This window comes from Marinococcus halophilus, from assembly GCF_002265875.1.
Taxonomy (GTDB): Bacteria; Bacillota; Bacilli; order Bacillales; family Marinococcaceae; genus Marinococcus; species Marinococcus halophilus.
The window spans coordinates 202330-222292 of sequence record NZ_NPFA01000002.1 but is presented as its reverse complement, the minus strand read 5'-3'; the positions used below and the strand labels follow the sequence as shown (position 1 = coordinate 222292).

Here is a 19963-nt window from a genome sequence, read left to right as displayed (position 1 = left end):
CCTGACGAGTCGTTCTTTTGGTTAGTATAGCACGTTTATTTCAAGCGTCACAAACGATGCTTCGCGGTGAGCCCGAACATTATGTACTTCTACATTGTAAACAATATCTTTCCGGCTCACAACCAATGTTTATTCAGCAGACAAGACGGCGAGCTTTTCATTATGCTATAATCCACCGTACAGAACGCAAGCAGCAGAAGGTTTTCTCCTGCTTGTACGAGTAAAGGATGATCGAACGTGAGCTTTGACGGAATTATGACCCAGGCCGTGGTCCAGGAAGTACAGCAAACGCTTCAAAGCGGCCGGATCACAAAAATACACCAGCCCTACAAAACCGACCTGGTTATCACAGTGCGGGCGAACCGCAAAAATCACCAGCTGCTCCTCTCGGTAAACCCTTCCCTCTCGAGAATGCACCTGACAGACGAGAAGTATCAGAACCCGCCGGAGCCATCCATGTTCTGCATGCTGCTGCGCAAGCACCTCGAAGGCGGTTTCGTGCGGGAGGTCTCCCAGCAGGGCCTTGAACGAATCGTTTCGCTTCGCATTGAAAACAAAGACGAAATCGGTGACCTTACGGAACGGACCCTGGTGATGGAAATCATGGGCAAGCACAGTAACGTAGTACTTCTTAATGAAGACCGCACGCATATTCTGGACAGCATGAAGCATATCTCTCCGGCCCAGAACACGGTCCGCACGATTCTTCCCGGCCAGGCATATATCGAGCCGCCGTCCCAGCATAAAGCAAACCCTCTCGAGGCTGGGGCCGGCGACGTGCTGAGAGCACTTGACGCCAACCAGGGCAAGCTCGACCGCCAGCTGATGCAGGCATTTGAAGGCATTTCTCCCCAGAGTGCCAAAGAAGCTGTTCACCGGGCAGGCCTTGGGTCGCTCCAAAAACTGGCCGATACGTTTACCGCGCTTATGGCCGATGTTAAAAACGGAAATTTCCAGCCGCAGATCGTGACTACCGAAGCGAATAAAGAATACTACAGCCCGGTCAATCTTTCTCATGTGGAAGGCTCGAAGGAAATTTTTGACTCAGCAAGCGCCATGCTCGACCGCTACCATAACGGTAAAGCCGAACGTGACCGCGTCCACCAGCAGGCCCACGACCTCGAACGGTTTCTGCAGAATGAGCGCGAAAAAAACGAGCGCAAGTTGAAAAAACTGCGCCAGACAATTACCCAGGCCGAAACCCGCCTCGTCTACCAAAAATACGGAGAGCTGTTAACCGCCCATATGCACCAGCTCCGCGGGGGAGAGAGCGAGATAGAAGTAACGGACTACTACGACCCAGAAGGCGGCACGCTCAGCATCGGGCTTGAGCCTGAACTATCGCCGTCAGATAATGCCCAGAGGTACTTTAAGCGCTACAATAAAGCTAAAACCTCGCTTTCGGAGGCTAAAAAACAGATTAAGCTCACCCGGCGTGAAATAGATTACCTCGACCGTCTGATCCAGCAGGTCGAAACGGCTGCTCCTTCCGACATTGACGATATTCGCGAAGAATTGTCGGACGGCGGCTACCTGAAAAAACGTGTTCAAAAGAAAAAGCAGAAGAAAAATACGAAGCCTCAGGTCGAGCAGTACGTTTCTTCTGCCGGTATTCTTCTGCTGGTGGGGAAAAACAACCGCCAGAACGAATACGTTACCAACCGGGCAGCAAATGCGGGAGACACCTGGCTGCACACGAAGGACATTCCCGGCTCCCACGTAGTGATCCGCTCCACAGACGTAGACGAGGAAACGTTGAAGGAAGCGGCTGTACTTGCCGCCTATTTCTCCAAAGCGCGTTCTTCGTCCTCCGTGCCGGTCGACTACACCCTGATCCGCCATGTACGAAAACCAAACGGGGCTAAGCCCGGGTTTGTGACCTACGACCAACAGTCCACCCTGTTTGTTACTCCGGAGGAAAGCCTCGTCCTCGAAATGAAAAACCGGGCTAAGTCCCAGCCTGCCGCCAATTAAAAAGCTCCTTCCGAACAGCAGTGCTGTTCGGAAGGAGCTTTTTTCGCTTATATTTATGACCAGGACACCGGATCCTGCTTCCATTCCTGCAGACGCTCCATATCTTTTTCCCGGACGTAGCCTTCCTCAGCAGCAATCCGAATCAGCGCGGAGTAGTTGGTAAGGGTCTCCGACGGCAGCTGTGCTTCTTTAAGCTGCCGGCCGGCTTCCTCCAGCTCATACGTGAAAATCGCAGCGGCTCCGAGCACCTCGGCTCCGGCTTCTAGAAGCGCCTGCTGAACCGTAATCATGCTTTTGCCTGTCGAGATTAAATCTTCGACAATTACGACTCTATCCTCCGGGGCGACCCGCCCTTCTATCTGATTACCTTTGCCGTGTGACTTGGAGGATCCGCGAACATAGCACATTGGCAGGCCGAGCTTGTCAGCAGCAATCGCCGCATGGGCAATTCCGGCGGTCGCAGTGCCGGCAATAATTGTAGCTTCGGGGTACCTTACCCGAATCAGCTCCGCAAGCCCTTCAGCTACCCGGGTCCGTACATCGGGGTACGAAAGCGTCAGTCGATTGTCGCAATAAATTGGAGAGCGGATGCCGGATGACCAGGTGAACGGTTCATCCGGCCGGAGGGTTACTGCTTCTATCATCAGCAGGTCTCTACTGAGAATTTCTTCATTTTGCATCGGACATTCTCCATTCCTGTTCCATTTGTTCGTAAGCTCTTGTCGGATCAATGGCCCCCGTAATGCTTCGGCCAACAACGATCGCATCACTGCCAAGCTCGGCAGCAACTCCAGGAGTCACCACCCGCGTTTGATCCCCAGCCTCCTCACCGGCTCTGCGGATACCAGGAGTTACGGTGAGAAAAGAGCGGCTGCAGGTGCTTTTAATGAGCGGCACTTCTCCCGCGGCACAGACGACGCCGTCCTGCCCCGACCGTTCGGCAAGATCCGCGTAAGCCGTTACGGCTTCATTCATCGAAAGTGGTATGCCAAGCTCTTCATTCAGCACCGCTTCGGATGTGCTCGTCAGCTGGGTCACGGCTATGCATGCAGGTCTTTTCTTTCCGAAAGGGGTGCCCTGCTCCAGCCCCTCGACGGCCCTGGCCATCATCCGGCTCCCGCCAGCGGCATGCACTGTAACAAGATCCACCTGCAGCCGGGCGAGCTGGGCGGCAGCCCGCTGGACCGTATTAGGAATATCATGCAGTTTCAAGTCAAGAAACACCCGGTGGCCTTCTGCTTTCCACTCCTCCACAAGTGCCGGGCCTTCTTTATAAAATAATTCCATGCCAACTTTTAAAAACAACGGCGTCTGCCCAAAAGAAGCGAGCAGAGCGTCCGCTTCCGATTTGTCCGGCACATCCATTGCGATAATCAGGGGATGGTCGTTCATGCTTTCACCCCGCCCTGCTTCCAATCAGCCCAGTCCGCTGCCGGCTCGGTGCCGGCCCAGTCTGTCAGCTGCTGAATAATCTCCGGGCAGGCAAACGGGTTGCTGATGTTTGCTGTTCCAACAGCCACCGCATTGGCACCAGCCATCATAAATTCCAGTACATCCTCCATTCCCATGATGCCTCCCATGCCGATAATAGGAAGAGCCGTCACTTGCCGCACCTGATAGACCATTCGGATCGCCACCGGCTTGATAGCGGGCCCTGAAAGGCCACCGATTTCATTGGCAAGCAGTGGTTTCCGCGTTGCTGGGTCGATCTTCATGCCCGACAATGTATTGATCAAAGAAAGGCCATCTGCCCCTGCATGCTCCACCGCTTTAGCAATCTCGGTAATATCAGTCACGTTCGGGGAGAGCTTCACGTAAACCGGCACGTTTGACACGTCCTTCACCCTCCTCGTCAGCTCTGCAGCCAGCTTCGGATCAGTACCGAACGTAATACCGCCCTCTTTCACATTCGGGCAGGAAATGTTGAGCTCCAGGGCTGCTGCCATTCCGGATTCTGACAGCCCGGCAGCCACCGCTTCATAGTCTTCCATTTTCGTTCCTGCGACGTTGGCAAGAACCGGTGTGTTAAACTGCTGCAGCCACGGCAGCTCCTGTTCGGTGACTCCTTTAAGCCCGGGGTTTTGAAGCCCGATGGCATTCAGCATGCCTGCTTCTGTTTCTGCCACCCGCGGCGTTTCATTGCCGAATCGAGCTTCCTCGGTGGTCGCTTTGACCGCGATGGCCCCTAAATCGTTGAGATCATACAGCTGGGCAAATTCTTTTCCAAACCCAAAGCATCCACTCGCCGGCATGACCGGGTTTTTCATTTCGAGGCCGGGAAGGCTCACATGCATTTTCATGACAGCACCACCTCTCCCCACGGAAAGACCGGGCCGTCGCTGCATACCTTCCGGTAGCTCGTGCCTTCCGGATCATCTGCAGTGTGACAGACACAGGCAAAACAGGCACCGATACCGCAGCCCATGCGTTCCTCGAGAGAAAGCTTTCCTTTTGCCGTTGCATAAGAGCCGTCAAGCGCCCGGAGCATCGGCAGAGGCCCGCAGGCATAAATGGCATCATAGGAAAGCTTCCGGCGGTCAATGACGTCTGTGACAAAACCGGGCTCTCCGATGCTTCCATCAATGGTGCTCACAAAGCAGTCCCCAAGCGAACTGAATCTTTTCTGAAAGAAAGTACTGGAGGCATTGGCGAAGCCGAGTACAGTCTGCACCCGGATGCCCTGGCCCGCCAGCTGTTTAGCGAGCCCTAGCAGCGGCGGCACACCGACGCCGCCCCCCACGATCAGCGCCTTTTCCCCTTCGTTCATGTCACTTGTATCAAATCCGTTGCCGAGCGGTCCCAGCACATCTACTTCGTCACCTGCGCGCCATGCCGCCATCCGGCTTGTCCCTTCGCCTTCGGAACGAAACACAAGCGCCATTCTCCGACGGGCAGGCCAGTATTCACTAATACTGACCGGACGGCGCAGAAGCGGGGCTACGTGCGGTGATGTCTTCACATGCACGAACTGTCCCGGGGCCCCGATACGCTCCGGCATATCTCCTTCAAGCACTACTTCAAAAATCGAGGCGGCAATTTCATCGATTGAAACGACGGTCATCCATTCTTTTTGAATCATGTGATCACCTCGTTGGTCCGTTCCTCTTTCATCGCAGGCATCGCTTCCGTGGAAAAAGTGATCATTTCAAGCACCTCCAGGAGCGCTCCTGCCGTATCAAGCGACGTGAGGCACACCACTTCGTTTTCCACCGCTTCCCGGCGGATCCGGAAGCCGTCTGCTGCTGCTTTTTTCTGTTTTTCCATCGTGTTAATCACGAATTGGGCTTTGCCTTCACGGATAAAGTCCAGAATGTTTGGCGACTCTTCTTCTACTTTAGCAACCGACGATGCCGGCACCCCTTCCTGGTTCAGCCATGTAGCCGTCCCCTGGGTCGCGGTAATAGTATAGCCAATTGCATGAAACCGTTTGGCAAGCACCAGCGCTTCTTTTTTCCACTCATCAGCAATGGTAAACAGCACGGTGCCGTGATTTGGAATTTTCATCCCGGAAGCGATCAGCCCTTTATATAATGCTTTCTCGAGGGTCTGATCGCGGCCCATGACCTCCCCGGTTGATTTCATTTCCGGGCCAAGGGAAATTTCCACCTGGCGGAGCTTGGCGAAGGAAAAGACCGGCACCTTTACCGAAACCCCTTCTGCTTCCGGCAGCAGACCGTCATCATATCCAAGAGAAGCAAGGCTTTCCCCGACCATCACCCGGGTGGCAAGCTTTGCGATCGGGCAACCGGTAATTTTACTTAAAAATGGCAGGGTGCGGCTCGCCCGCGGATTCACTTCAAGCACATACACTTCGTTTTCATGAATAACAAACTGAATATTCAGCAGTCCTTTGATGTTCAGGCCCTTTCCGATAGCGATGGTCCGCTCTGCAAGTGTTTGTTTTGTCTGATCCGACAGCGTCTGCGACGGGTAAACCGCAATCGAATCGCCCGAATGTACGCCGGCACGTTCAATGTGCTCCATAATGCCGGGAATGACTACAGTTTCCCCATCTGAGATCGCATCGACCTCCACTTCTTTACCGACCATGTAACGGTCAATCAGCACCGGGTGCTTCCGGTTTACGCGCACGGCCCGCTCCATGTAGTTGAGCAGCTCTTTTTCATTTCCGACAATTTCCATCGCCCGTCCGCCGAGCACATACGACGGGCGCACCAGCACCGGGTAGCCAATATCAGCTGCCACCACCCGTGCTTCCTCTGTGCTTACGGCTGTGCGGCCAAGCGGCTGTGGAATTTTCAACGACTGCAGGGCTGCTTCAAATTTATCCCGGTCCTCTGCCCGGTCCATATCTTCGAGTGTCGTGCCAAGAATCTTCACCCCGTGGTCAGCGAGTCCGTCTGCAAGATTGATGGCCGTCTGGCCGCCAAATTGGACGATAACGCCTTCCGGCTGTTCCACGTCGACTACGTGCATCACGTCCTCTACGGTCAGCGGTTCAAAATACAGCTTGTCTGACACACTGAAATCTGTCGATACCGTTTCCGGATTGTTGTTAATAATAATCGCTTCGTATCCCGCTTCCTGCAGCGCCCATACGGTATGCACCGTCGCGTAGTCAAATTCCACTCCCTGGCCGATCCGTATCGGCCCGGAGCCGAGAACAATGACAGAAGGGCGTCCGGTTTTGCTGCTTTCGTTTTCTTCCTCATAGGAGGAATAATAATACGGTGTCTCCGATTCAAACTCCGCCGCGCATGTGTCGACCATTTTATACACCGGATTAATACCGAGCTTGAGACGCTGGCTGCGAACCTGTTTTTCTGTCGTATTCCAGTAAGCCGCCAGGGTTTCGTCAGCGATTCCTGTCGTTTTAGCCATCCGGAGGATCTCTTCATCGTTTGGATACGCGCGTGCCATCTCGGCCACTTTGACAATACCGGCGAATTTTTCAAGAAAAAACCAGTCGATTTTTGTCCATGTGTGCAGCTGCTCAAGCGAATAGCCGCGCTTCAGTGCTTCTCCGATATAAAACAGCCGTTCGTCATCTGCGTGTATAAGCTTCTCTATCAACTTTTCTTCAGTGGCCTCAGCATAGTCGGGGTGCGTCAGAAAAGCCCGTCCGAGCTCCAGTGACCGTATGCCCTTTAAAATGGACTCCTCAAACGAGCGGCCGATGGCCATCACTTCTCCTGTCGCTTTCATCTGCGTTCCGAGCCGGCGGTTTGCTGCTTCAAATTTGTCAAACGGCCAGCGGGGGATTTTAGTAACTACATAGTCAAGCGCAGGCTCAAAGCTTGCGTAAGTGGTGCCGGTGATCGGATTCTTCAACTCATCCAGCTTATAGCCCGAAGCAATCTTTGCTGCCAGCTTGGCAATCGGGTAGCCGGTCGCTTTGGAAGCAAGCGCCGAGGAGCGGCTCACGCGTGGATTGACCTCGATGATGTAGTATTCAAAGCTGTCCGGGGACAATGCAAACTGCACGTTGCACCCGCCTTCGATTTCGAGCGCCCGAATGATTTTCAGCGACGAATCGCGGAGCATGTGGTATTCCCGGTCGGCAAGCGTCTGGCTTGGGGCAGTTACGATTGAGTCGCCGGTATGAATCCCGACCGCATCGATATTTTCCATATTACAGACAACAATTGCCTGTCCGGAGCTATCTCGCATTACTTCGTATTCAAGCTCTTTAAAGCCTGCAATGCTTTTTTCAAGCAGGCACTGGGTCACCGGGCTGTATTTAAGTCCCGAGCCCACGATCTCCACCAGTTCATCATGATTGTGCACCAGGCCGCCGCCGGTGCCTCCAAGCGTGTAGGCCGGACGGACGATGACCGGGTAGCCGATGTCATCCACGAAGGCTTCTGCTTCCTGCAGGTCGTGCACAATTGTGCTTTCCGGCACCGGCTCATCCAGCTCATACATTAGGTTCCGGAATGACTCCCGGTCCTCTGCCTGCTCGATCGCAGAAAGCTCCGTACCAAGAAGGGAGATCTCGTATCGCTCGAGCAGGCCGTGGCGGTGCAGCTCCATCGCCATATTCAAGCCGGTCTGGCCGCCAAGGGTCGGAAGAATGGCATCCGGGCGCTCTTTACGGATCACCCGGTCGACAAATTCGAGGGTCAGCGGCTCCATGTATACCTGATCGGCAATGTTTGTATCAGTCATGATGGTCGCCGGATTGGAATTAATTAAAATGACATCGTATCCTTCTTCCTTTAACGCCTGGCACGCCTGGGTGCCGGCATAGTCAAACTCCGCCGCCTGTCCGATCACGATAGGGCCGGAGCCAATCACTAATATTTTTTGGATATCTGTACGTTTTGGCATGGTGACTCCCCTTTTATATGCGAGTAGGTACTTTTTCGTAGCGGTTCATCAAGCGGACAAACTGATCAAAAAGGTCGTTCGCATCGCTCGGCCCCGGGCAGGCCTCCGGATGATACTGGACGCTGAAGGCCGGATATTCGCGGTGTTCGACGCCTTCTACGGTACCGTCATTAACGTTGACGTGCGTCAGGACGAGGTCTGTTCCCATCAGCGAATCCCGGTCTACGGTGTAACCGTGGTTCTGGGAGGTGATGTCGACCCGGCCGGTTTTCACTTGTTTAACTGGATGATTACCACCGCGGTGGCCGAATTTAAGCTTGGACGAGGTGGCCCCGCAGGCAAGACTTAACAACTGGTGCCCGAGGCAGATGCCAAACACCGGCACCTCCCCGACCAGGCTCCGGAGCGTCTTTACCGCCTCAGGTACATCTTCAGGGTCCCCGGGACCGTTACTGAGCATCACCCCGTCCGGATTCAGGGCAAGCACTTCTTTCGCTGTGGCGTTGTATGGCAGTACAAATACGTCACAGCCGCGGCTGAGCAGATTCCGGGTAATGCCGTGCTTGGCGCCGTAGTCCATCAGTACTACCCGTTTGCCGTTGCCCGGCGCATGGTAGGCATTTTTTGTACTGACCCGGGAGACCTGATCCCGGGAGTCGATCCACTGCTGCAGCTCACGGACAGCTTCCTCTTCATCTACTTCTTCCGTACACAGCCTGCCCCGCAGTGTACCGGCAGTCCGGATCATTTTGGTAAGGCGGCGTGTATCAATGCCGCACAGCCCTGGAATGTCTTTTTCTTTGAGCCACTCGCTGAGCGTTCCGATGCTTCGGAAATTGCTCGGGTGCGAAGCTGCTTCTTTGATGATCAACCCGCCGGCAGAAGGATGCATCGTTTCAAAATCGTCACGGTTAATGCCGTAATTGCCGATCAGCGGATACGTCAGCGTCACTAGCTGATCGCAGTAGGACGGGTCGGATAAAATTTCCTGATAGCCGGTCATGCCGGTATTAAACACAACTTCTCCCACAGTTTCCCGTTCGCTTCCAATACCTTCCCCGTGAAAAACAGCCCCATTTTCCAATATTAATTTCCGCTTCATTTTTGCACCTCTTTCTTTTGATACACGGTTTGTCCATTTACGATTGTAAGTACCGGCCAACCTTTAAGCTTCCAGCCGGTAAACGGTGTGTTTTTTCCCTTGGATACAAACTGGCCGGGGTCGACTGTCTCTTCGTGCTCCAGATCAATGAGCGTCAGGTCTGCAAAAGCGCCGGCAGAAAGTGTGCCGGCAGACAGGCCAAACACCCTGGCCGGCCGTCTGGTCATTGAGGCAAGCAGATGCTCCAGGGTGCACACTCCGTTTAAAACCAGTTCGTTATATAAAAGCGGAAAAGCTGTTTCAAATCCCGTAATACCAAACGGTGCTTCGCCTATCGGCCGTGCTTTTTCTTCTGCTGCGTGAGGCGCATGATCGGTCGCTATAAAATCAATGGTGCCGTCGAGCCAGGCTTCAAGCAGCGCCTGCCGGTCACCCCGGGAACGCAGCGGCGGATTCATTTTATAGTTTGTATCCACCTCCGGGATGTCATCTTCGCTCAGCAGCAGATGATGCGGCGTCACTTCAGCCGTTACGTGAATACCCGCGCGTTTGGCATCGCGAATCAGCCGCACGGATTCCTTCGTGCTTACGTGACACACGTGATAATGGCAGCCGGCCGCTTCAGCAAGCAAAATATCGCGTGCAATATGCACCGATTCAGCTATCGCCGGTATGCCCTGGAGTCCGTTCTTTTCTGCAAACCTGCCGGCGTGCACGCTGCCACCATAAACAAGGGTGTTTTCTTCACAGTGTGCTACCACCGGCATGTTAAGCGCTGCCGCTTCGAGCATAGCTTCATACATGACAGAGGCGTCCTGCACGCCCACTCCGTCATCCGTAAAAGCAAAGGCCCCGTGCTCCTTCAGCGTTTTCATGTTCGTGCGTTTTCTGCCTTCCTGTTTCTCCGTAATGGAAGCATACGGATGAACACGAACAGCGGCCGTGGCTTCAATGCGCTCATACAGCAGATCAAGCTTTCCGGCAGAGTCGGGCACCGGGTACGTATTGGGCATCGGGCACACCGTAGTGAAACCGCCTTTGGCCGCTGCCTGCGTACCTGAATAAATGGTTTCTTTGTGCTCGCCTCCCGGCTCGCGGAGATGCACGTGTACGTCGACCAGGCCTGGAGCGAGCAGGCACCCTTTCGCGTCAACCACCACTTCCGCTTCTTCAGGTGCACGGCCTGTTTCCTGAATACGTCCGTTTTCAATCAGCACATCACGGGATTCGATCGTTTCCTGCGGGGTAAACACCTGTGCGTTAATTATCCATCCATTCATTTCCAATCTCCTCCTTTTGCCTGCCTTAAAACGTGATCAAGCACAGCCATGCGAACATATACGCCGTTAGTCATCTGCTTGAAAATTCTCGAGCGGCTGCCCTCCACGAGCTCGTCTGCTATTTCCACGCCCCGGTTGATTGGAGCCGGGTGCATAATAATACTTTTATCCTTCATCCGCTGCGTTCGCTCTACGGTGAGCCCGTAAGCTTCGTGATAATCGTTTGGCCCGGCTATCAGCTGAACCGTGTGGCGCTCATGCTGTATGCGGAGCATCATCATGACGTCCGCCACCTCCACTGCTTCATCCATCGGTATAAAGCGGCTGCTCATGGCTTCATCCATCCATTCCTTTGGCCCCGATACGTATACTTTCGCTCCGAGGCGCTCCAATACCTCTACGTTTGAACGGGCGACCCGGCTGTGCCGGATGTCTCCAGCGATGACGACCTTTACTCCGGCAAACCTGCCAAACTCCTGCTGAATAGTCATTAAATCCAGAAAAGACTGGGTTGGGTGATGCCCGCAGCCGTCCCCTCCGTTAATGATGGGAATGTTAATAAAGTCCCGAAGCTCATCGAAGTACCGTTCCTGCTCATGACGGATAACCACCACATCCGCACCAATGCTTTCCAACGTGCGTACCGTGTCGTACAGGCTCTCTCCTTTTTTTACGCTTGAAGTTGCAGCGTCAAAATGCAGAATCCCAAGACCAAGGTTTTGCTCGGCCGCTTCAAAACTGAGCTTCGTCCGGGTACTCGGTTCAAAAAACAAATTCGCCGCGTATAAAGGAAGGGTCGTCCGCTCCCGTTTCATGTCTGCGAACTCGTTCGCTCGCGTCAACAATTCGTGGATCTGGCGCACATTCCACTCTTCCATGGTCAGCACATGCTGCACGACTGCCGTTTTTGAAGTTTTCATACTCATCATTGTTTCCGCTCCTTTTCAATGCTCTCGTCCTTCATAAAAAAACCCGGAGTCGGAAAGACTCCAGGTTTACGGGTATGATGAAACGCCCCGCGCAGGATACACTGCTGCCGGGAGTGTTTTCATGCCGTTCAACCTTGGATGTCTCTCTGTACTTCCTTAAAGGATGATTAAGCTGCCTTATTTTTTGATGTGGACGTACTTGCGGATTCAAACATTGACCGGTTGCCGTAGGAGTTCTTTTTCCCCGGAAGCACTGCATGCAAAATCATCCCAATCACTGTTGCAAGCGCCATGCTCGAAATCTCAAAGTATTCCCCAATTTCGATGAACGCTCCTCCAATACCAGTCACCAGAATGACTGAGCTGATAATCAGGTTCCGCTTAATGCCAAGATCAATATTATTATCAATCAGCATCCGGAGCCCGTTCGAGGCAATAATGCCAAAGAGCAGAATAGAAACGCCGCCCATTACGGCTCCTGGAATGCTTGCGATAAAGGCCTCCACCTTTCCGATAAATCCGAAGCTGATGGCAAGTACCGCCGCTCCGCCGATGACATATACACTGAATACGCGGGTGATGGCAAGCACGCCGATGTTTTCCCCGTATGTCGTGTTTGGCGGCCCGCCAAGCACCGCGGCAAACATAGTGGCTACACCATCTCCCATAATGGAACGATGGAGCCCTGGTGACTCCAGAAAGTTTTTCTCTGCTACCTTGCTTAACACGAGCTGGTCGCCGATGTGTTCAGCAATTGTTACCAGCGCAATTGGTGCCATGATGGCGATGACACTCCAGCTCCAGTCCGGGCTGTATGTCGCAAAAGGTACCGAGAAATCCGGCACCTGAATCCAGGCGGCCTCCCCGATAGCTTCTGTGTTTACCATTCCGGCAGCAAGCGCCGTCATGTAGCCGCCGATGATGCCAAACAGCACCGGAATAATCCTGAAAAACCCCCGGAAAAACACGGAAGCGACAATGACAATCGCAAGTGTCACAGCAGCGACGCTCATATGGCGCATCGGTTCATTGTAGTTTCCGGTGTCTGCGTTGTAGTTCATCGACATTTCGATTGCTGTCGTCGCAAGGCCAAGACCGATGACCATAATGACCGGACCGACTACTACCGGCGGAAGAATATTCATCAGCCAGCCTACACCGGCTTTGCGTATAATCAGCGCCGTAATTCCGTAAACAAGTCCCGCAGCAAACGACCCAAGCATCACACCCCCCGGGCCTCCGATGGATAAAGCAGCAATAATCGGGAAGATAAATGCAAATGATGAACCAAGATAGGCCGGTATTTGTCCTTTGGTAATCGCCAGATAGGCGAGTGTTCCAAGGCCGCTCGAGACCAGCGCTACCGCGGGACTGAGTCCCGTAAGCGCCGGCACTAGTATTGTCGATCCAAACATGGCGAACAGATGCTGCAGGCTAAGAATCAGCCAGGTGGCCGGTGCCGGGCGGGTCTGAATATGGATATCTTCACTATTTTTCATGATAAACCTCCATTAGTATTGGCATGGAGGGAAGAAACGCTTTCGTCTCATCCCTTCTTGAACTCACGGGTCCAAATTAAAGAGAACTGATCTTATGCCGAGTGGATACTAACCTGATCTTCACCGTCTTCTTCTGCCATATTAACGGCGATAATTTCTTCGCGCGATGTCGGCACGTTTTTACCAATGTAATCCGGGCGTACCGGCAGCTCCCGGTGGCCCCGGTCCACAAGTACCGCCAGCTGAATCTGTGCTGGCCGTCCGCTGTCCATCATAGCGTCCATCGCTGCCCGTACCGTTCGTCCAGTGTATAACACGTCGTCCACGAGTATTACTGTCTTACCGGTGACGTCCTCGGGGAGTGTTGCTCCGTGGAGCTCCGGCTCCCGGCTGTTATTATTGTGGGATAAATCGTCGCGGTACATCGTAATGTCCACTTCGCCAATCGGTATGGCATTTCCTTCAATCCGTTCGATGCTCTCTGCGAGCCGGTTGGCAATGTAAATCCCCCGCGTTTTTATCCCGACCAGGATACAGTCTTCCACGCCTTTATTCCGTTCAATAATTTCATGTGACACTCTCGTCAACGCTCTCCGGATCGCTTGTTCATCCAAAAGCACCCGTTCCATCTGCACCATCCTCCTTTTCTTCAATGAAAAAGCCCTCATCCTGTGAGGATGAGGGCTTGAGGCTCCGGATACGCGCCATTACAGGCCGGGTATATACATACGCCGCCCTTAGGAATTTTGCGTTCGGACACCACCTCTTCTCAGCCTCACGGGACTGTGTTAAAAAGGCATTCGTTTTTATCGTTATTACGTAGTATGACAGTCTTTTTCTGTGCGGTCAACTGGTTTTGTCAAGTTCATCAATCGCTGCCTGTATTTCCTGTGGCAGTTCAGCTTCCACTTCGATCCATTTTCCGCTGACAGGGTGCTCGAAGCGGAGGCGGTAAGCATGAAGTGCCTGTCCCGGCAAAGCCAGGGTTTTCCGGCGTCCATACTTTGGATCAGCTGCAACCGGATGGCCGATCTGGGCAAAATGTACCCGGATCTGGTGCATGCGGCCAGTTTCGAGCTCACATTCCACAAACGTATATTTGTGCCACCATTGAAGCACTTGGAAATGAGTCACCGCCGGCTTGGAGTTTTCTCTTACAGCCGCCATTTTCTGTCGGTCATGAGGATCGCGCCCGATCGGCATGTCGATTTTTCCGGTTTCATGTGGTACTTCTCCGTGCACAATCGCCTTGTATTTACGCTCAATTTTTCGGTTTTTCATCTGATTCGATAATTGCTCGTAAGCTTCAGGATGCTTGGCTGCTATCAGCAGACCCGAGGTATCTTTATCCAGGCGATGAATCAGCCCAGCCCGGGCTTCAGGATAATTCTGCCACTCCGGATAGCGGTGCAGAAGTCCATTCATTAATGTGCCGCGGAGGTGACCAGGGGCCGGGTGCACGACCATCCCTGCCGGTTTATAAATTACCACTACATCGTCGTCCTCATAACGTACGTCAAGCTCCATTTCTTCAGGAGTCATCTCTTCATGACTTTCTTTTGGTACACTAACATCGATTCGATCCCCGGCCTGGAGCTTGTAATTGTTTTTGACCCGGCTGTCATTGACCGTAATCCAGCCGTCTTTGACCCACTGCTGTACAACTGAGCGGGACTCTTCCAGCTCGTCTGCCATTAGACGGTCAACTCTTGTGCCCTGTTCTTCTTCATTAACGGTTCGTGAATTCATGTGTTTCTTCCTTCTTTCGTGATCTTTCGTCTAAAAACATGCCAATAATCAACCATGCTACACCTACTGTGAGGGCAGCATCCGCAACATTGAAAATTGGGTAATTGTAGGCAAACAGATAAACATCAATAAAATCGACTACTTCTCCAAATAAAATACGGTCAATGAAATTTCCAATAGCTCCTCCCAGAACGAGTGCCAGCGGGATACCAAAGGTAAATGAGAGCGTTCCATATTGCTGCAGGTAATACACTACCACCGCTATCACGACAATCGTAATAAGTATAAAAAACCAGCGCTGGCCCTGCAGGATGCCAAAGGCCGCTCCTTCGTTCCGGTGAGAGGTCAAATATAGAAAGGATGGGACAATTTCAAAGCTTTCTCCAACACGCATGGAGGCAGCTACTATGTATTTGGTTGCCTGGTCGAAAATAACAATCAGCGCAGCCAGCAGGTAATGCCATTTAATAATTTTCATACAGCCTCTTTCATCCTCTCTTACGGAGTGCGTTCCACCCTTAGCATTTTAGCACATATTCACGGGTGCGAACAGCGCCCCGAAGGAACCTTCCGCCTTTTGCTTTGCATAAAAAAAAGCCCCCTTTATAATCAGGGGGCTCCCGTATTAGGATTGATTAACGTTTTCTTTCTGATGCATTACCGAAGCACAGCGGCTGCACAGATCCGGGTAAGCCGGGTCTTCTCCTACTGTTTCGGTTACTTCCCAGCAGCGTTCGCAGCGTTCACCCTCCGCTGCTCCTACAACAACGCTTACTTCATCAAGCTTCGACGCTTCTGCCGGAGCTTCGGATGCTGAGCCGGCGACTTCCGCTTTCGACACAATAAAGAGCGTCTTTAAGCGGGTTACGCTCTGAAGCATGTCTTTAACTTCCCCGTCTGCATAAATGTCAACCGAGGCTTCAAGCGACTTGCCAATCACTTTTTCTCCCCTCGCTGTCTCCAGCGCCTTCAACACATCGTCCCGGACATCCATGAGACGATCCCATTTCCGGCGTAGCTCTTCGTCCTCTGCAGAACGGTCTGCCTGCGGCATGTCCGTCAGCTGCACGCTGTCTGCTTCTGTCTGAGGGATAAACTCCCATACCTCTTCGGCCGTATGCGGGATAATTGGGGCAGCCATCTGTACGAGGGCAGTTAAGGTGTCATACAGTACTGTCTGGATCGCCCGTCGGCGGACGTCGTCTTCATGCTCAACATAAAGCGTATCCTTGGCAATATCGAGATAAAATGAGCTCAGGTCGACGGTACAGAAATTGTGAAACGTCTGATAGACATTGACGAACTGATACTCTTCATAGCCGGCCCGGATTTTTGTGATTAAATCCTGCAGACGCAGGTGCATATACTGGTCAAGCTCGCTCCAGTCCGATGGCGAAATCCGGTGTTTTTCCGGATCAAAATCACTCAGGTTCCCGAGCATAAACCGGAATGTATTACGGATTTTACGGTATGCTTCAGCGATTTGCTTTAAGATGTTGTCCGACAGCCGGTGATCCGCCTGATAATCAACACTCGACACCCAAAGCCGGAGAATATCCGCCCCGAGCTGCTTTGTGATGTCATTGGGCGAAATTGTGTTACCGAGCGATTTACTCATTTTTTTGCCTTCCCCGTCCATCGTAAAGCCGTGACTCAGCAATGACCGGTATGGCGATTTTCCGGTGACCGCAACGCTCGTTGTAAGAGAAGAATTAAACCAGCCGCGGTATTGATCAGAGCCTTCGAGATACATATCAGCCGGACGCTGCAGAAGCGGAGATGCCTCAAGCACTGATTGATGCGAGGAGCCGCTGTCAAACCATACGTCCATGATATCCATTTCCCGTGTAAAGCTGCCATTTGGGCTATGGTCCGAGGTGAATCCTTCCGGCAGGAGCTCCGCCGTCTCCCACTCAAACCATACGTTGGAACCATGGGTGCGGAACAGCTCGGAGACGTGCTGGATAGTTTCATCGTTAATGATCGCTTCTCCGTCCTCGGCGTAAAAGACCGGGATCGGCACACCCCAGGCACGCTGTCTGGATATACACCAGTCGCCCCGGTCCCGCACCATATTATACAGGCGCGTTTCGCCCCAGGCAGGCGTCCATGTCACTTGGCTGATTTCATCTAAAAGCTCTCCGCGAATATTCTCGATCGAAGCAAACCACTGATCAGTCGCCCGGTAAATGACCGGCTTTTTCGTTCTCCAGTCATGCGGATAGGAGTGGCTGAAGAAGTTCAGCTGCAACAGCGCTCCGAGCTGGTCCAGGTTATCCGTGATCGCTTTGTTCGCTTTATCATAAAAGAGACCTTCAAACCCAGGCGCCTCCTCAGTAAACACCCCTTTGTCGTCTACAGGACAGAGCGTGTCAAGCCCGTACTGCTGGCCTACAATAAAGTCTTCTTCCCCGTGGCCCGGAGCTGTGTGCACGCAGCCGGTACCGGCGTCCAGCGTTACGTGGTCGCCGAGAATAACGAGAGAGTCCCGGCCATAAATAGGGTGCTCAGCCATCACATACTCAAGGTCACGGCCCTTCATACGTTTTGTAATTTCATAGCCGTCCCATTCGAGCTTCTGTTCAAGCTCCTCCAGGAGCCCTTCAGCCACAACATACTTTTCGCCGCCCGCTCGAACCACGACGTAATCAAGCTCGGGGTGTACCGTGATCGCCAGATTGGCAGGTATAGTCCACGGCGTCGTGGTCCAGATGATAAACTTTTCATCGCCTTCAAGTACGTCCTTGCCGTCCTTAACCGCAAACGAAACATAAATAGACGGAGAGCGCATATCGTGGTATTCGATCTCTGCTTCTGCCAGGGCCGATTCCGAAGACGGCGACCAGTAGACCGGTTTTTTGCCTTTATAAATATGGCCCCGTTTGGCCATCTCCCCAAATACCTGGATCTGTTGGGCTTCGTATTCATGATTCATTGTCACATACGGGTTTTCCCAATCGCCTCTTACTCCAAGACGTTTGAACTGTTCGCGCTGACGGTCAATTTGCTTCTCCGCATATTCTTCACAGGCGGCGCGAAATTCAGCTGTTGTCATTTTTTTTCGGTCCACTTTTTTATTTTTCGTCAATGCTGTTTCTATCGGAAGGCCGTGAACATCCCAGCCCGGCACGTAGGGAGCATGGTAGCCCGTCATCGATTTGTAGCGGACGATAAAATCCTTGAGTACTTTATTCAGGGCATGGCCCATATGGATGTCCCCGTTGGCATACGGAGGGCCATCGTGGAGCACAAACAGCGGCCGGTCCTGGGTGCGTGCTTGTACCCGTTCATAAATGCCCTGCTCGTTCCATGTTTTCTGGCGCTCCGGTTCTTTATTCGGCAGATTGCCGCGCATGGGAAATTTGGTTTTTGGCATTAGCAGTGATTCTTTATAACTCATTTCCGTTTCCTCCTTTATTACATTAAAAAGAGCCATCCTGAGCCCCCGTGCATAGGGGCGAGAATGACTCGCGGTACCACCCTGATGAGCGCAGGAAGCCATACAGCTCCCTGCTCGTCTCTTCATTGGCAATAACGGCTTTTCAAAAGCCGCCTTAACTTACTTTTTTGTTCAGTTAAGGAACTCCGGGGTGATAACAAAAATGCCCTGGTTCTGCGCTTTCACCAACCGCAGATCGCTGAGACCGGTACATTACTGCCTGCTCCCCTTCAACGTTTGTCGAATATGATAATGCAAAAGTATAATCTAGTTGCCGGTGTTAGTCAAGCCGTTCGCCGTCGCCTGCATAAACTTCTGCCTCTGCGGCTTCTTCTTCAGAAAGATTCAGCCATTCATCCGAATGAAGCATCTCCATCTGTGCTTCCAGAAGCATTTTAAACTTGGTCTGGTAAACAGAAGCCTGTTTTTTCAGCTCTTCAATTTCAAGCTCAATGCGGCGGGATTTGTTCAATGCTTCGTTGACGATCCGGTCCGCATTTTTTTCTGCTTCCTTCACCGTCAGTTCACCTTCTTTACGGGCGTTTTTCCGCACTTCTTCTGCTGATTCCTGGGCTACATATATTGATTTGTTCAGAGTTTCTTCGATATTGGAGAAGTGATTAATCCGGTCCTCCAGCTCTTTCGTACGTTCGTACATCTCATCACGTTCGCGGATGACATCTTCAAAATCCTTAATCAACTGTTTTAAAAAGTCATTCACTTCATCTTCATCGTATCCCCGGAAACCTCTTGTGAATTCCTTATTATGAATATCCAGTGGTGTTAAAGGCAAAATCGTTCACCCTTTCTCCTATTCAAGTATGTATAAAGGCCCGAGAGCCTGCTGCCTTTTTCTACATTCGCGGCAAAAAAGGCAGTTCCTTCTTTTAAAACAAAAAAGATTATTTTTTTCTTTTCTGTTCCTTAACCCCGTATACTATCCGCTGCTTATCTTTTTTGGTGCGTCCCAGCACCTCCATCAATTTGGAGCGGCCAAGCCCTCGTACCGAAACATAGTCCCCGGGGTGCAGGACGTAAGAGGATTGTTCAACCTTCTTCCAGTTCACGCGCACTTTCGCTTTTTCGATGAACGGCAGCGTTTTGCTTCTTGAAAGCCGGTACGCTTCTGCCATAAACGTATCAAGCCGAAGCGAAGAGACCGTCGTTTCGCGTTCCACCCACTCTTCTTCTATTGGAAGCATAGCGGAAAACGGCTTTTCCACCGGCGTCACGGAGACATTGGCAATTTTCGGGAGGTTCAGCTCGATATAGCTGCGGACTTCAGCAGCTGCCACGAATTGAAAGCGCCCCTCCCCTTCCAGGATATCACCGAACTTTTCCCGTTTTAATCCAATGCCCATCAGTGCCCCGAGCACATCTTTATGCTCAAGGGAAGCGAATTTCTGCGGATAAGAGATCTCAAACAATATCAGCTGAAAATCCTCCTGCTCCGGCTGTTCATAAAACGGATAAATTAACGCCCGTTTTCGCTCAGCATCATCGCTCCCCCCGGCAAACGCATAGTAGACGGTCTCGTCTTTGCCGATAACTGAAGCTAAAATATCCCGCTCCCGCGGATCGAGAAAATCGGTCAGCCGTCTTTCAAAGCTGGTTTCGACTGCTTCTTTCCAGTCCGCTGCCTGTTCCACCCAGGCCCTTTCTTCTGGACGGAAGTGTTCGAGCATATTCATGTTTTATTC

Annotated in this window: 16 protein-coding genes and 1 other annotated feature; of the genes, 1 reads left to right on the top strand and 15 read right to left on the bottom strand. The window is 52.4% G+C overall.

Translation table 11 applies throughout. The features are described from left to right. Nucleotides 1–237: 237 nt before the first annotated feature. Nucleotides 238–1974 carry an Rqc2 family fibronectin-binding protein gene (locus CHL76_RS03255; RefSeq protein WP_079476118.1) on the top strand — a complete coding sequence of 579 codons (1737 nt, stop codon included), beginning with the start codon at nucleotides 238–240 and terminating at the stop codon, nucleotides 1972–1974. A 53-nt stretch (nucleotides 1975–2027) separates the two neighbouring features. On the opposite strand, the gene pyrE is transcribed toward CHL76_RS03255, so the two are convergent. The 15 genes from pyrE to CHL76_RS03180 all read right to left on the bottom strand — a co-directional run bounded on the left by pyrE (nucleotide 2028) and on the right by CHL76_RS03180 (nucleotide 19954). Continuing rightward, nucleotides 2028–2654 carry an orotate phosphoribosyltransferase gene (gene pyrE, locus CHL76_RS03250; RefSeq protein ID WP_079476117.1) on the bottom strand — a complete coding sequence of 209 codons (627 nt, stop codon included), beginning with the start codon at nucleotides 2652–2654 and terminating at the stop codon, nucleotides 2028–2030. Beyond that, nucleotides 2644–3366 (bottom strand): orotidine-5'-phosphate decarboxylase, encoded by a 723-nt coding sequence (pyrF, locus tag CHL76_RS03245; protein WP_079476116.1) that lies wholly within the window; start codon nucleotides 3364–3366, stop codon nucleotides 2644–2646. Before pyrF ends, pyrE begins: the two co-directional genes overlap by 11 nt. Then, nucleotides 3363–4274 carry a dihydroorotate dehydrogenase gene (locus CHL76_RS03240; RefSeq protein WP_094907861.1) on the bottom strand — a complete coding sequence of 304 codons (912 nt, stop codon included), beginning with the start codon at nucleotides 4272–4274 and terminating at the stop codon, nucleotides 3363–3365. Before CHL76_RS03240 ends, pyrF begins: the two co-directional genes overlap by 4 nt. Beyond that, nucleotides 4271–5053, bottom strand: a complete 783-nt coding sequence (locus CHL76_RS03235; protein ID WP_094907860.1) for a dihydroorotate dehydrogenase electron transfer subunit — start codon at nucleotides 5051–5053, stop codon at nucleotides 4271–4273. The genes CHL76_RS03240 and CHL76_RS03235 overlap by 4 nt, the downstream gene beginning before the upstream one ends. Further along, complete coding sequence (carB, locus tag CHL76_RS03230; RefSeq protein WP_079476113.1) at nucleotides 5050–8265, bottom strand: carbamoyl-phosphate synthase large subunit; 3216 nt, start codon at nucleotides 8263–8265, stop codon at nucleotides 5050–5052. The genes CHL76_RS03235 and carB overlap by 4 nt, the downstream gene beginning before the upstream one ends. A gap of 13 nt (nucleotides 8266–8278) precedes the next feature. Next, the gene (locus CHL76_RS03225) at nucleotides 8279–9367 is read right to left on the bottom strand and encodes a carbamoyl phosphate synthase small subunit (RefSeq protein WP_094907859.1); all 1089 of its coding nucleotides are present in this window, start codon (nucleotides 9365–9367) and stop codon (nucleotides 8279–8281) included. Beyond that, nucleotides 9364–10647, bottom strand: coding sequence for a dihydroorotase (locus tag CHL76_RS03220; protein ID WP_079476111.1), 1284 nt, complete (start codon nucleotides 10645–10647; stop codon nucleotides 9364–9366). Before CHL76_RS03220 ends, CHL76_RS03225 begins: the two co-directional genes overlap by 4 nt. Beyond that, nucleotides 10644–11543, bottom strand: a complete 900-nt coding sequence (locus CHL76_RS03215; RefSeq protein ID WP_079477027.1) for an aspartate carbamoyltransferase catalytic subunit — start codon at nucleotides 11541–11543, stop codon at nucleotides 10644–10646. Before CHL76_RS03215 ends, CHL76_RS03220 begins: the two co-directional genes overlap by 4 nt. 200 nt (nucleotides 11544–11743) lie before the next feature. Further along, a complete protein-coding gene (locus CHL76_RS03210) occupies nucleotides 11744–13075 on the bottom strand; it encodes a solute carrier family 23 protein (RefSeq protein ID WP_079476110.1) in 1332 nt (443 codons plus the stop codon). Nucleotides 13076–13167: 92 nt separating this feature from the next. Then, complete coding sequence (gene pyrR / locus CHL76_RS03205; RefSeq protein ID WP_269845147.1) at nucleotides 13168–13704, bottom strand: bifunctional pyr operon transcriptional regulator/uracil phosphoribosyltransferase PyrR; 537 nt, start codon at nucleotides 13702–13704, stop codon at nucleotides 13168–13170. A gap of 217 nt (nucleotides 13705–13921) precedes the next feature. Further along, entirely contained in the window at nucleotides 13922–14824 is a 903-nt protein-coding gene (locus CHL76_RS03200; protein WP_079476108.1) for an RluA family pseudouridine synthase, read from the bottom strand. After that, nucleotides 14805–15302: a signal peptidase II gene (gene lspA, locus CHL76_RS03195; RefSeq protein WP_079476107.1), complete on the bottom strand. Its 498-nt coding sequence runs from the start codon at nucleotides 15300–15302 to the stop codon at nucleotides 14805–14807. Before lspA ends, CHL76_RS03200 begins: the two co-directional genes overlap by 20 nt. A 147-nt stretch (nucleotides 15303–15449) precedes the next feature. Further along, nucleotides 15450–18224 carry an isoleucine--tRNA ligase gene (ileS, locus tag CHL76_RS03190; RefSeq protein ID WP_079477026.1) on the bottom strand — a complete coding sequence of 925 codons (2775 nt, stop codon included), beginning with the start codon at nucleotides 18222–18224 and terminating at the stop codon, nucleotides 15450–15452. A gap of 50 nt (nucleotides 18225–18274) precedes the next feature. Then, nucleotides 18275–18506 (bottom strand) — a binding site (T-box leader). A gap of 37 nt (nucleotides 18507–18543) precedes the next feature. Then, on the bottom strand, nucleotides 18544–19056 hold the full coding sequence (locus tag CHL76_RS03185; RefSeq protein WP_079476106.1) for a DivIVA domain-containing protein: 513 nt from the start codon (nucleotides 19054–19056) through the stop codon (nucleotides 18544–18546). A 109-nt stretch (nucleotides 19057–19165) separates the two neighbouring features. After that, a complete protein-coding gene (locus tag CHL76_RS03180) occupies nucleotides 19166–19954 on the bottom strand; it encodes a YlmH family RNA-binding protein (protein ID WP_079476105.1) in 789 nt (262 codons plus the stop codon). Nucleotides 19955–19963: the final 9 nt, after the last annotated feature.

Bases quoted from the DNA above. Each gene is read 5' to 3' on its own strand.
- pyrE (WP_079476117.1), bottom strand. From the start codon at position 2,654: ATGCAAAATGAAGAAATTCTCAGTAGAGACCTGCTGATGATAGAAGCA.
- pyrF (WP_079476116.1), bottom strand. From the start codon at position 3,366: ATGAACGACCATCCCCTGATTATCGCAATGGATGTGCCGGACAAATCG.
- CHL76_RS03240 (WP_094907861.1), bottom strand. From the start codon at position 4,274: ATGAAAATGCATGTGAGCCTTCCCGGCCTCGAAATGAAAAACCCGGTC.
- CHL76_RS03235 (WP_094907860.1), bottom strand. From the start codon at position 5,053: ATGATTCAAAAAGAATGGATGACCGTCGTTTCAATCGATGAAATTGCC.
- carB (WP_079476113.1), bottom strand. From the start codon at position 8,265: ATGCCAAAACGTACAGATATCCAAAAAATATTAGTGATTGGCTCCGGC.
- CHL76_RS03225 (WP_094907859.1), bottom strand. From the start codon at position 9,367: ATGAAGCGGAAATTAATATTGGAAAATGGGGCTGTTTTTCACGGGGAA.
- CHL76_RS03220 (WP_079476111.1), bottom strand. From the start codon at position 10,647: ATGAATGGATGGATAATTAACGCACAGGTGTTTACCCCGCAGGAAACG.
- CHL76_RS03210 (WP_079476110.1), bottom strand. From the start codon at position 13,075: ATGAAAAATAGTGAAGATATCCATATTCAGACCCGCCCGGCACCGGCC.
- pyrR (WP_269845147.1), bottom strand. From the start codon at position 13,704: ATGGAACGGGTGCTTTTGGATGAACAAGCGATCCGGAGAGCGTTGACG.
- CHL76_RS03200 (WP_079476108.1), bottom strand. From the start codon at position 14,824: ATGAATTCACGAACCGTTAATGAAGAAGAACAGGGCACAAGAGTTGAC.
- lspA (WP_079476107.1), bottom strand. From the start codon at position 15,302: ATGAAAATTATTAAATGGCATTACCTGCTGGCTGCGCTGATTGTTATT.
- ileS (WP_079477026.1), bottom strand. From the start codon at position 18,224: ATGAGTTATAAAGAATCACTGCTAATGCCAAAAACCAAATTTCCCATG.
- CHL76_RS03180 (WP_079476105.1), bottom strand. From the start codon at position 19,954: ATGAATATGCTCGAACACTTCCGTCCAGAAGAAAGGGCCTGGGTGGAA.